Origin of the sequence: Stenotrophomonas sp. A3_2, from assembly GCF_036624925.1 — a bacterium.
GTDB classification, from domain to species: Bacteria; Pseudomonadota; Gammaproteobacteria; order Xanthomonadales; family Xanthomonadaceae; genus Stenotrophomonas; species Stenotrophomonas hibiscicola.
Window position 1 is genome coordinate 1 of record NZ_JAZKVY010000035.1, and the last position, 11,387, is coordinate 11,387.

The following is an 11,387-nucleotide window of genomic DNA, read 5'->3' on the forward strand; positions in this document are numbered from 1 at the left end:
GCTGTGGCGACGAGCAACGGCTTTGACTGATGTGGAGGTCTTGCAGGCCTCTTTGGCAACCTGCAGTTTGAAACGAGCGTCATATCTGTTCATGTATCCCTCGGGGTTGGATCTGGCGTCCAACTCCCGGGGGTCACTTCAAGGACGGGTTTACGGCGTCCCCGCAACCCGACACCGCCCCGCCCAACAAACAGAAAAGCCAGAGCCGGCTGTTGCTCCGGCTCTGGCTCTGGTTTTTGCTTCTGCGGGTGCCGGGCCGCAGGCCCGGCCGATAAACTCAGACCACCGGTTCGCGCAGGGCGGGGTTGTCCCAGCCCGGGCGCGGGGCGAAACGGTCGCCGTGGCGCTGCTGCAGCGCCTTCAACCGCTCGACGATCGCATCGGCTCCCACTGCGCGGATGTGCTGGATCGGGCCGCCACGGAACGGCGCGAAACCGGTACCGAAGATCACGCCCGCATCCAACAGGTCCGCATCGGCCACTACACCTTCGTGCAGGCACGCCACCGCCTCGTTCAACAGCGGCAGGATCAGGCGGTCCTCCAGATCGGCCGGGGCCTGGTAATCGCTGGCCACGTCCGGCTTCTTCGGCTTGCCGTTCTCCCAGGTGTAGATGCCCTGGCCATCCTTCTTGCCGCGCTTGTCCTGTTCCACCGTCTGCAGGGCCGCCGGAATCTGCAGGCCGAGGAACGGCGCCAGTTCGCGGCCCACGCCCGCAGCCACGTCCAGCCCCACGGTGTCGATCAGTTCGATCGGTCCCATCGGCATGCCGAACTTCACGGCGGCCTTGTCGATCACCGGGCCCGGAATGCCTTCGGCATACGCGGTGGCCGCTTCCAGCATGTAAGGGAACAGCACGCGGTTGACCAGGAAGCCCGGGCTGCCGGCCACCGGCACCGGGAACTTGCCCAGTGCCTTGCAGAACGCGGCCAGGCGGCGTTCGGTTTCCGGCGCCATGCCGTCGTGATGGATGATCTCCACCAACGGCATCTGCGCGACCGGGTTGAAATAGTGCAGGCCGGCGAACTGCGCCGGGCGCTGGATGTGATCGCGCAGTTCAACCAGCGGGATCGACGAAGTGTTGGTTGTCAGCAGCGCGTCCTGCTTCATCTTCGGTTCCAGCGTCTGGTACAGCGCACGCTTGGCCTCGGGGTTCTCGATGATGGCCTCGATCACCAGATCGGCTTCGGCCACGCCGTTGCCTTCCAGATCGGCACGCAGGCGCGCGGCCACGGCAGGGCGCTTGCTCTCGTCACGCACCTTCTTGGCGAACAGCGCCTGCGCGCGTTCCATGGCCGGGTCGATGAAGCGCTGCTCGCGGTCCTGCAGGGTCACCTCGAAGCCCTTGTAGGCGGCCCACGCGGCGATGTCGCCGCCCATCACGCCGGCGCCGACCACGTGCACGTGACGGATGCCGGAATCACCACCGCCCAGGCCCTTCAGTCGCTCGGTGAGGAAGAAGATGCGGATCAGGTTGCGCGCGGTCGGTGTACTGGCCAGCTTCACCACCGCGCGCCGCTCGGCGTCCAAACGCGCCTGGATCGGCTTGCCACCACTGCGTTGCCAGGTGCTGATCAGCGCGTACGGCGCCGGGTACTGGTCCTTCTTCGCCTTGCGTGCGACCTGCTTGACCATCTGCGGCGCCAGCAGCCGGCGTGCCAGCCAGGTGTTGGTGGCCCATGCCATCGCGCGCTGCTTGAACGGGCGGCTGGTGCCGGACAGCGCCAGCGCGACGGCGGTGTCGAGCACCACCGCCGGCGCCACCACCTTGTCGACCAGGCCGATGCCACGCGCGGCCGAGGCCGACAGGGTGCGTCCGGTCAGCATCATGTCCATCGCCGCCGGTGCACCCACCAGTTGCGGCAGGCGGGCGCTGCCGCCCCAGCCCGGGAATATGCCCAGCTGGGTTTCCGGCAGGCCGATGCGGGTGCTGCTGTCGTTGGAGGCCACGCGGTAGCGGCAGGCCAGCGCCAGTTCGGTGCCGCCTCCCAGGCAGTGGCCATGGATCGCCGCCACGGTCGGGCAGGGCAGTTCGGCCAGCTTCTGGTAGGTGGCCTGGCCACGCCGGATCGCGTCGTTGACAGTGCCGCGACGGTCGAACTCCTGGAACTCCTTCAGGTCGGCACCGGCAATGAAGCCGGCCTTCTTCAGCGACTGGATCACCACGCCCTTGGGCGGATCCAGCGCGATGCGCTCAAGCAGGTCGCCCAGCTCCAGCAGCACGTCCTGCGACATGGCGTTGACGCTGCTGTCCTGACGATCCAGGGAGAGAACCACCACGCCGTCGTCGCGGATCTCGGGGTGCCAGTGGCTGAAGCGGAGACCATCGAAGCCTGAGAGCATGGACGTTCCATCCGGTTGTGTATGGAGAAGCGGCTATGATCCAGAGGTTGTTTCCCCCGCGTCAAATCCCAATAGCAGGGGAGTGGCGCCCCCGGATCCATGGCCGTGGACCGGGACGCTAACGGAACGGTGGTTAAAAGCTGGTGCGGCGCCAGGTGATCGGCGACTGAACTTTTCCCGGGATTGGCAGTCTCATTGCCCGACGTCGGTTGGGCTGACAGGAGTGCGGCCCCTCATGGCCGAGGTTGATACACCACAGGAGCTGGATCTGGAACTGGTCCGGCGCGTGCAGCACGGCGAGAGTGCCGCCTTTGATGTCCTGGTGCGCAAGTACCAGCATCGGGTGGTGGCCCTGGTCGGTCGCTACATCGCCGACTGGAGCGAATGTCAGGACGTCGCCCAGGACACTTTCATCCGCGCCTACCGCGCGATCGGGAGTTTCCGTGGCGACGCCCAGTTCTCAACCTGGTTGCATCGAATCGCCGTGAATACCGCCAAAAACTACCTGGCTTCACACAATCGACGGCCGCCGACCGATGACATCGACATCGGCGACGCCGAACAGTTCGACACCGGTACCCGCCTGCGCGACACCGACACGCCCGAACGCGAGTTGATGCGCCAGGAGCTGGAACAGACGGTAATGAAGGCCGTCAACGCGCTGCCGGAAGAACTCCGGTCGGCAATCACCCTGCGCGAGGTGGAAGGCCTGAGCTACGAGGATATCGCGCAGAAGATGGGGTGCCCGATCGGCACGGTGCGTTCACGGATCTTCCGGGCGCGCGAGGCGATCGACACCGAACTCCGGCCGCTGCTGGACATCGGCAGCGCCACCCGTGAGAAGAGCCGCGTATGACCAGTAAACCGTTCAACGAATCGCAGAACCACCAATCGCCCGCCGGACAGCGCCTGGACCAGCGCCATCGCGAGCAGCTGTCGGCCCTGGTCGATGGTGAGCTGGGCGCCGACGAAGCGCGCTTCCTGCTGCGCCGGATGGAGCACGACCCCGAGCTGGCCGGATGCCAGGAACGCTGGCAGCTGCTGGGCGACGTGATGCGCGGGCAGGCGTCGGCGCTGGCGCCGGCCGGCTTCAGCGCGGCCGTGGCCGCCGCCATCGCGGCCGAACCGGCGCCGCAGGTCGAGCCGCGTCGCCAGGTACGCCGCAGTGGCTGGCGGGCCTGGGGCGGCGGCGCCGCCCTGGCCGCGTCGGTGGCCGCCGTCGCGCTGTTCATCGGCGGCGAGAAGCTGAAGGAGGCCACGCCGGGTGAACCGCTGGCGCCGCAGGTGATCGCCAGCCAGGCGGAGCTGGCGCCGGCGCCCACCACGCCGGCCCCGGTGACCGAGGCTTCGGTGGATACGGCCGCGATGGCCGTGGCTGCTGCGCCGGCTGTGGCGATGGCCGCTTCCAGCCGTCGTCAGGACGCCCGCCGTGCCAGCGCCACGCGTACCCAGCAGGCTGCGCGTGCCGCCCAGCGCGACGAGGCCCCGCAACGGGCCGTCGCCGCAGCGCCGGCGCCGTTGACCCCGACCGTGCCGGCCAACGCCAGCCGCAACCTGCCGTTCGGCGAGGTGGGCGGACTGCAGGCCCGGCCGTGGCCGCGCTCCAGCCTGGCGCCCGCTGCCGGTGGCGCACTCAATGCCAGCTTCCCGGCCCATGCCGGCGGCGCGGCGTTCTATCCGTTCGAGCCGCGCCTGCAGGACGACCTGCCGGTGCCGCCGCGCCCGCGCGACTGAGCCGGGCGCTTTCACGCCCCGCCGCCGGCGGGGTCCGTATTCCTCTTTCCATCCGATCCGGAGGTTGCCGTCCGATGACTCCCCGACTCCGCACGCAGGCCATGGGTCTGCTGGCCCTGACCCTTCCCCTGGTGGCCTGCGCACAGGCCCCCGCGCCTGCCGCGCAGACCCAGCCTGCACCAGCTGCAGCAGCGCGGGCACCGGCGCAGCCGCTGGTCAGCGGCCTGCCCGACTTCACCAATCTGGTCGAACAGGTCGGCCCGGGCGTGGTCAACGTCGACACCACCATCGTCCGCAACAACCGCCAGGTCGCCCGCGGCCCGATGGGCGACGATGACATGCCGGAGTTCTTCCGCCGCTTCTTCGGCCCGGACTTCCCGATGCCCGGGCAGGGGCCGGGTGGGCCGGATGGCGGCCCCAGCATCAAGGGCCGTGGCATGGGCTCGGGCTTCATCATCTCGCCCGATGGCTATGTACTGACCAACTACCACGTGGTGGCCGATGCCAGCGAGGTGAAGGTCAAGCTGGGCGACCGCCGTGAGTTCACCGCGAAAGTGGTGGGCAGCGACCAGCAGTACGACGTCGCGCTGTTGAAGATCGACGGCAAGAACCTGCCGACCGTGCGCGTTGGCGACTCCAACTCCCTCAAGCCGGGCCAATGGGTGGTCGCGATCGGCTCGCCGTTCGGCCTCGATCACTCGGTCACTGCCGGCGTGGTCAGTGCCCTTGGCCGCAGCACCGGCGGGCCGGACCAGCGCTACGTGCCCTTCATCCAGACCGACGTGGCGATCAACCAGGGCAACTCCGGTGGCCCGCTGCTGAACACGCGTGGCGAAGTGGTCGGCATCAACTCGCAGATCTTCTCTGCTTCGGGCGGCTACATGGGCATCAGCTTCGCGATCCCGATCGACCTGGCGATGAGCGCGGTCGAGCAGATCAAGAAGACCGGCAAAGTCACCCGTGGCCAGCTCGGCGCGGTGGTGCAGGAAATCGACGGCCTGAAAGCGCAGGCGATGGGCCTGCCGGACAGCCGCGGCGCCCTGGTCAACCAGATCGTGCCGGACTCGGCTGCAGCCCGGGCCGGGGTGAAGATCGGCGATGTGATCCGTTCGGTGAACGGCGCGCCGGTCAACAGCTGGTCCGACCTGCCCCCGCTGATCGGCGCGATGGCACCGGGCAGCCGGGTCACCCTGGGCGTGATCCGCGATGGCAAGCCGCGCGACCTCAGCGCCACCCTGACCGCACTGACCGAAGATGCGCAGGCCAGTTCGCGTGGCCCGGCTGCCGGCAACAGCGATGCGGCTCCACAGGCCGGCGCCAACGCCCTGCTGGGGCTGGACGTCAGTGACCTGACCGCGCCGCAGCGCAAGCAGCTGGGCCTGGAATCGGGCGAGGGCGTGCGCATCACCGGGGTCAAGGGCCAGGGCGCGCGCGATGCGGGCCTGTCTCCGGGCATGGTGATCCTGCAGGTAGCCAGCACCCAGGTCGGCAGCGTGGACGCGCTGAACCGTGCGCTGTCCAGCTACAAGAAGGGCGACGTGGTGATGCTGCTGGTGCGCACCGGCAGCGGCAACAGCGCGTTCGTAGCGGTCAAGGCTGGCCAATAAGGCCGGTGCAGGGCCGCCCCGGCGGCCACGTGGTTCCCCCGAAGCCCCGCCCCGGCGGGGCTTCGGCCATTCCGGGCCCGGCTCGATGAGGCCGTTTTCGCGGGCGGGCGCCGGGCATGCGATAATCGACCGTTACCCTGACGACGCCGCGCGCCGCCGCCACCTATGTCTTCTGATTCGATGCGGAACATCCGCAACTTCTCCATCATCGCCCATGTCGACCACGGCAAGTCCACGCTGGCCGACCGCATCATCCAGCTCTGTGGTGGCCTGCAGGCCCGCGAGATGGAAGCGCAGGTGCTCGACTCCAACCCGATCGAGCGCGAGCGTGGCATCACGATCAAGGCGCAGTCGGTGTCGCTGCCGTACCTGGCCAAGGACGGGCAGACCTACCACCTGAACTTCATCGACACCCCCGGCCACGTCGACTTCTCCTATGAAGTCAGCCGCTCGCTGGCCGCCTGCGAAGGCGCGCTGCTGGTGGTCGATGCCGCCCAGGGCGTGGAAGCGCAGTCGGTGGCCAACTGCTACACCGCGGTGGAGCAGGGCCTGGAAGTGGTGCCGGTGATCAACAAGATCGACCTGCCCACCGCCGACATCGAGCGCGCCAAGGCCGAGATCGAGGCCGTGATCGGCATCGACGCCTCCGACGCGGTGCCGGTCAGCGCCAAGACCGGCTTGAACGTGCAGGATGTGCTGGAAGCGATCGTGCACCGCATCCCGCCGCCGGCGCCGCGCGACACCGACAAGCTGCAGGCGCTGATCATCGATTCGTGGTTCGACAATTACCTGGGCGTGGTGTCGCTGGTGCGCGTGATGCAGGGCGAGATCAAGGCCGGTGACAAGCTGCAGGTGATGTCCACCGGCCGCAACCACCAGGTCGACAACGTTGGCGTGTTCACCCCGAAGCGCAAGGTGCTGCCGGCGCTGAAGGCCGGTGAAGTGGGTTGGGTCACCGCCAGCATCAAGGACGTGCACGGTGCGCCGGTCGGCGACACGCTGACCCTGGCCGGCGACCCAGCCCCGAAGCCGCTGCCGGGCTTCCAGGAAATGCAGCCGCGCGTGTTCGCCGGCCTGTTCCCGGTCGACGCCGAGGACTACCCGGACCTGCGCGAAGCGCTGGACAAGCTGCGCCTGAACGACGCCGCGCTGCGTTTCGAGCCGGAAAGCTCCGAGGCGATGGGCTTCGGCTTCCGCTGCGGCTTCCTGGGCATGCTGCACATGGAGATCGTGCAAGAGCGCCTGGAGCGCGAATACAACCTGGACCTGATCAGCACCGCACCGACGGTGGTGTACGAGGTCCTGAAGACCGATGGCTCGATCATCAACATGGACAATCCGGCCAAGCTGCCGCCGGTGAACCAGGTCGAGGAGATCCGCGAGCCGATCATCCGTGCCAACGTGCTCACTCCCGAGGAGTACATCGGCAACATCATCAAGCTGTGCGAAGAAAAGCGCGGCAGCCAGATCGGCATCAATTACCTGGGCAGCCAGGTGCAGATCAGCTATGAATTGCCGATGGCCGAGGTGGTGCTGGACTTCTTCGACAAGCTGAAGTCGGTCAGCCGTGGCTATGCCTCGCTGGACTACCACTTCGTGCGCTTCGACGCGGGCCCGTTCGTGCGCGTGGACGTGCTGATCAACGGTGACAAGGTCGATGCCCTGTCGCTGATCGTGCACCGCAGCCATGCCGACCGCCGCGGCCGCGAGCTGTGCGAAAAGATGAAGGACCTGATCCCGCGCCAGATGTTCGACGTGGCCATCCAGGCCGCCGTTGGCTCGCAGATCATCGCCCGCACCACGGTCAAGGCCATGCGCAAGAACGTGCTGGCCAAGTGCTATGGTGGCGACGTTTCGCGCAAGAAGAAGCTTCTGGAAAAGCAGAAGGAAGGCAAGAAGCGCATGAAGCAGGTCGGCCGCGTGGAGATCCCGCAGGAAGCGTTCCTGGCCGTGCTGCAGATGGACAACAAGTAAGCCCGCACCGGCCCTGCGGGGCCGGTCGTCTGGTGACGTTGCAAAGGACCCTGAATGAAACTGTTTGAGATCCTCCTGGTCGTGCTGACCCTGGCCTCGGGCCTGATCCTGCTTGCGGACAAGCTGTACCTCGCCAAGCGTCGCGCCCAGCGCGCGGGCCTGCTCGATTCCGAGCCGGTGCTGGTGGATTACTCGCGTGCGTTCTTCCCGGTGCTGGCGATCGTGCTGGTCGTGCGCAGCTTCATTGCGGAGCCGTACAAGATTCCATCCAGTTCGATGATGCCGAACCTGCTGATCGGCGATTTCATCCTGGTCAACAAGTTCTCCTATGGCCTGCGCCTGCCGATCAGCAACACCAAGATCGTGCCGTTTGGCGAGCCGTCGCGTGGTGACGTGGTGGTGTTCCACTTCCCCGGCCATGGCGAGAACGATCCGGCCAAGGGCGAGAACTTCATCAAGCGCGTGATCGGCGTGCCGGGTGACACCGTGGTCTTTGAAGGCGACGGCGTGATCCTCAACGGCAAGCCGCTGAAGTATGACAACAAGGGTATCTACGCCGGCCACAAGGGCCAGGGCGAGGGCGCCAACCTGCTGCTCGAGCACCTGCCGGGCCGCACCCACACGGTGCTGGAGACCGACTATCCGCGCGGCCAGGGCCAGTGGACCGTGCCGGCCGGCAAGTACCTGGTGATGGGCGACAACCGCGACAACAGCGATGATGGCCGGTTCTGGGGCCTGCTGCCGGAAGAAAACCTGCGCGGCAAGGCGTTCCTGATCTGGCTGAACTGCCAGGGCTGGTTGTGCAAGGATGGCTTCGAGCCGTCGCGGATCGGCTCGAGCATCAACTGAGTACCTTCACATCCAACGCGTATCTGGGGAGAACGCAATGAAGACGATGAACACGCAGCGTGGCATGACCTTGACCTCGTTCCTGACGGTCCTGATCGTGGTGGGCTTCTTCCTCTACATCGGCATGAAGCTGTTCCCGATGTATCAGGAGTACTACGCTGTGCGCTCGGCGATGAAGAGCCTGGCCAACGAGCCGGGCGTGGGCAGCATGGAGCCGGCGCGCATCCAGGACCTGTTCTTCAAGCGCCTGTACATCAACTACTCGGACAACGTGAAGCCGGCCAACGTGAAGTTCGACCGTCGCGACAATGGCTGGACCCTCAAGGTCAACTACGAAGTGCGCCGTCAGCTGATCGGCAACCTCGATGTGGTTGGCAAATTCGATTCTTCCCAGGACCTGACACGAAGCGGTGCCCAGTAAATTCATCCAACGTGGCGACCTGATCGGTCATGCCTTCAGCGACCCGGCGCTGCTCAAGCAGGCGCTGACGCATCGCAGTGCCGGTGCGCCGCACAATGAGCGGCTGGAGTTCCTTGGCGACAGCATCGTCAACATGATGGCGGCCGAGGCGTTGTACCGGCGCTGGCCCAAGGCTGACGAAGGGGCGATGACCCGTGCCCGCGCAGAGCTGGTGCGTGAAGGCGCGCTTGCGGTGATCGGGCGCAGCCTGGAACTGGGCGAGCGGCTGACCTTGGGCCCGGGCGAAATGAAGTCCGGTGGTCATCGCCGCGACTCGATCCTGGCCGATGCGGTGGAAGCCGTGGTGGCTGCGATCTACCTGGACGCCGGCTTCGAGGCCTGCCGGGCAGTGGTGCTGCCCTGGTTCAGTGCTTCGATCGAGGCGCTGCCGGCCTCGGGCCGGCCTGAGAAGGATCCCAAGACCCGCCTGCAGGAATGGCTGCAGGCCCGACAGAAGGCGTTGCCGCAGTACGAGCTGGTGTCAGAATCCGGTGACGACCACGCCAAGCACTTCCGGGTACGCTGCAACGTAGCCGACCCGGCCGCCAGCACCGAGGGCGAAGGCGCCTCGCGGCGGCTTGCCGAACAACAGGCGGCTGCGGCCGTCCTAGAACAACTGGATTCCAAGTGAGCGAACAAACTTCCCATCATTGCGGCAGCGTGGCCGTCATCGGCCGCCCGAACGTGGGCAAATCGACCCTGACCAATGCCCTGGTCGGCGCCAAGGTCAGCATCGTTTCCAACCGCCCGCAGACCACGCGCCATCGCCTGCTGGGCATCGCCACCTATCCGGAAGGACAGCTGGTGCTGGTCGACACCCCCGGCCTGCACAAGGTGCAGAAGCGGGCGATGAACCGGGTGATGAACCGCGCTGCGCGCGGCTCGCTGGAAGGCGTCGACGCCGGCCTGCTGGTGATCGAAGCCGGCCGCTGGGATGAAGAGGACAGCCTGGCTTTCAATGTGCTGCGCGACGCTGGCATTCCGGTGGTGCTGGTGGTCAACAAGATCGATCGCCTGAAGGAGAAGGGCGCGCTGCTGCCGTTCCTGCAGCAGGTGACCGAAGGTCGCGACTTCGCCGCCGTGCATCCGATCTCCGCGCAGAAGCGCAACGGCCTGGAAGCGCTGGTGCGCGATGTGCTGAAGCTGCTGCCGGAAGCCCCGCCAATGTTCGGCGAGGACGAGATCACCGACCGCAGCCAGCGTTTCCTGGCCGGTGAACTGGTGCGCGAGCAGCTGATGCGCCAGCTCGGCGAGGAACTGCCGTATGCCACCACGGTGGAAATCGAGCGTTTCACCGAAGATGGCAACCTGCTGCGCATCGGTGCGGTTATCTGGGTCGAACGTGAAGGCCAGAAGGCGATCGTGATCGGCAAGGGTGGCACCCGGCTGAAGGAGATCGGCGCCAAGTCCCGCCTGCAGATGGAACGTTTGTTCGGGGCCAAGGTGTTCCTGGAGACCTGGGTGCGCGTGCGTGAAGGCTGGTCCGACGACGAGGCCGCACTGAAGGCCTTCGGTTACGAGTAAGTCGTTGCGGTCGCTTCGATGCTGATCGAGGACGACACCGGCTTCGTGCTGCATGCACGGGCCTACCGCGAGACCAGCCTGCTGGTCGAAGTGCTGAGCGCGCAGCATGGCCGTATCGGCCTGCTCGCGCGTGGTGTGTCAACCGCCAAGGGCCAGGTGCTGCGCGCTGCCCTGCAGCCATTGCAATGGATCCGCTTCAGTGCCCAGCAGCGCGGTGAACTGGCCCAGCTGCGCGGTGCCGAGGCGCTGGATGCCGCGCCACGCCTGGTCGGCCAGGCGATGTTGGCCGGCTTCTACCTGAGTGAACTGACCCTGCGCCTGGCCCCGCGCCAGGACCCGCTGCCCGGGTTGTACCTGGCCTACGGCGAGGCACGTGCGCGGCTGGCCGTGGGCGCCGGCCTGGCCTGGACCCTGCGTCGCTTCGAACGCGAGCTGCTGTCCGCGCTGGGCCTGGGTTTCGATCTGGACAGCGCCAGCGATGGCCAGCCGATCGACCCGGCGGCGCGCTACGAACTGGATCCTCAGGAAGGCGCGCAGCGACTGCTGAGCGAGCGCGGCGGGGAGCGCCGGGCGGCGGCCACTGGCTCGGCGCTGCTGGCGTTGGCGGCCGACGAAGAGCCCGCTGCCGCCGACCTGGCCAGCCTGCGCCTGCCGATGCGGCGGGTGCTGGCCCATCACCTCGGGCCACGCGGCCTGAAGTCCTGGGAAATGCTCGAGCAGCTCGCACCCCGCAGGTAGGGGGTGTTCGGCAGGGCTTGCAGCCCTGCACCTGCCGAATCAACGGCAACGGCAAAAGCTGACTACTCGTGGGTAGGCGGGGTGGGTGCGGGTGCGGGAGACGCCGGACACCCATCCAAGCCGCGGGCCCACCCCCAAACGGACCCACCCCCCCTTCGAC

11 protein-coding genes are annotated in these 11,387 nt (G+C 67.1%); 9 read left to right on the top strand and 2 right to left on the bottom strand.

All coding sequences use genetic code 11. The annotated features are described in order from the left end of the window. Window positions 1-93: transposase (locus tag R5H29_RS00215; RefSeq protein WP_332328542.1), on the bottom strand; the 93-nt coding region annotated here is incomplete at its 3' end. A gap of 184 nt (window positions 94-277) precedes the next feature. Then, window positions 278-2,341 (bottom strand): 3-hydroxyacyl-CoA dehydrogenase NAD-binding domain-containing protein, encoded by a 2,064-nt coding sequence (locus tag R5H29_RS00220; protein ID WP_171952935.1) that lies wholly within the window; start codon window positions 2,339-2,341, stop codon window positions 278-280. 235 nt (window positions 2,342-2,576) lie between these two features. Between R5H29_RS00220 and rpoE the strand changes: the two genes are divergently transcribed. The 9 genes from rpoE to recO all read left to right on the top strand — a co-directional run bounded on the left by rpoE (window position 2,577) and on the right by recO (window position 11,227). Continuing rightward, on the top strand, window positions 2,577-3,197 hold the full coding sequence (gene rpoE / locus R5H29_RS00225) for an RNA polymerase sigma factor RpoE (protein WP_019662172.1): 621 nt from the start codon (window positions 2,577-2,579) through the stop codon (window positions 3,195-3,197). Continuing rightward, entirely contained in the window at window positions 3,194-4,075 is an 882-nt protein-coding gene (locus R5H29_RS00230; protein WP_134732519.1) for an RseA family anti-sigma factor, read from the top strand. The genes rpoE and R5H29_RS00230 overlap by 4 nt, the downstream gene beginning before the upstream one ends. Window positions 4,076-4,149: 74 nt before the next feature. Continuing rightward, window positions 4,150-5,682 carry a DegQ family serine endoprotease gene (locus tag R5H29_RS00235; protein WP_019662170.1) on the top strand — a complete coding sequence of 511 codons (1,533 nt, stop codon included), beginning with the start codon at window positions 4,150-4,152 and terminating at the stop codon, window positions 5,680-5,682. A 180-nt stretch (window positions 5,683-5,862) separates the two neighbouring features. Continuing rightward, window positions 5,863-7,656, top strand: coding sequence for a translation elongation factor 4 (gene lepA, locus R5H29_RS00240; protein ID WP_019662169.1), 1,794 nt, complete (start codon window positions 5,863-5,865; stop codon window positions 7,654-7,656). Window positions 7,657-7,710: 54 nt separating this feature from the next. Next, window positions 7,711-8,505: a signal peptidase I gene (lepB, locus tag R5H29_RS00245; protein ID WP_332328541.1), complete on the top strand. Its 795-nt coding sequence runs from the start codon at window positions 7,711-7,713 to the stop codon at window positions 8,503-8,505. Window positions 8,506-8,542: 37 nt separating this feature from the next. Next, window positions 8,543-8,926, top strand: coding sequence for a DUF4845 domain-containing protein (locus tag R5H29_RS00250; protein ID WP_010482821.1), 384 nt, complete (start codon window positions 8,543-8,545; stop codon window positions 8,924-8,926). After that, entirely contained in the window at window positions 8,916-9,596 is a 681-nt protein-coding gene (rnc, locus tag R5H29_RS00255; protein ID WP_019662167.1) for a ribonuclease III, read from the top strand. Before R5H29_RS00250 ends, rnc begins: the two co-directional genes overlap by 11 nt. After that, window positions 9,593-10,489: a GTPase Era gene (gene era / locus R5H29_RS00260; RefSeq protein WP_019662166.1), complete on the top strand. Its 897-nt coding sequence runs from the start codon at window positions 9,593-9,595 to the stop codon at window positions 10,487-10,489. The genes rnc and era overlap by 4 nt, the downstream gene beginning before the upstream one ends. An 18-nt stretch (window positions 10,490-10,507) precedes the next feature. Beyond that, window positions 10,508-11,227: a DNA repair protein RecO gene (gene recO / locus R5H29_RS00265; RefSeq protein WP_019662165.1), complete on the top strand. Its 720-nt coding sequence runs from the start codon at window positions 10,508-10,510 to the stop codon at window positions 11,225-11,227. Window positions 11,228-11,387: the final 160 nt, after the last annotated feature.

Bases quoted from the DNA above. Each gene is read 5' to 3' on its own strand.
- rpoE (WP_019662172.1), top strand. From the start codon at position 2,577: ATGGCCGAGGTTGATACACCACAGGAGCTGGATCTGGAACTGGTCCGG.
- R5H29_RS00250 (WP_010482821.1), top strand. From the start codon at position 8,543: ATGAAGACGATGAACACGCAGCGTGGCATGACCTTGACCTCGTTCCTG.
- R5H29_RS00235 (WP_019662170.1), top strand. From the start codon at position 4,150: ATGACTCCCCGACTCCGCACGCAGGCCATGGGTCTGCTGGCCCTGACC.
- recO (WP_019662165.1), top strand. From the start codon at position 10,508: ATGCTGATCGAGGACGACACCGGCTTCGTGCTGCATGCACGGGCCTAC.
- R5H29_RS00230 (WP_134732519.1), top strand. From the start codon at position 3,194: ATGACCAGTAAACCGTTCAACGAATCGCAGAACCACCAATCGCCCGCC.
- lepB (WP_332328541.1), top strand. From the start codon at position 7,711: ATGAAACTGTTTGAGATCCTCCTGGTCGTGCTGACCCTGGCCTCGGGC.
- lepA (WP_019662169.1), top strand. From the start codon at position 5,863: ATGCGGAACATCCGCAACTTCTCCATCATCGCCCATGTCGACCACGGC.
- R5H29_RS00220 (WP_171952935.1), bottom strand. From the start codon at position 2,341: ATGCTCTCAGGCTTCGATGGTCTCCGCTTCAGCCACTGGCACCCCGAG.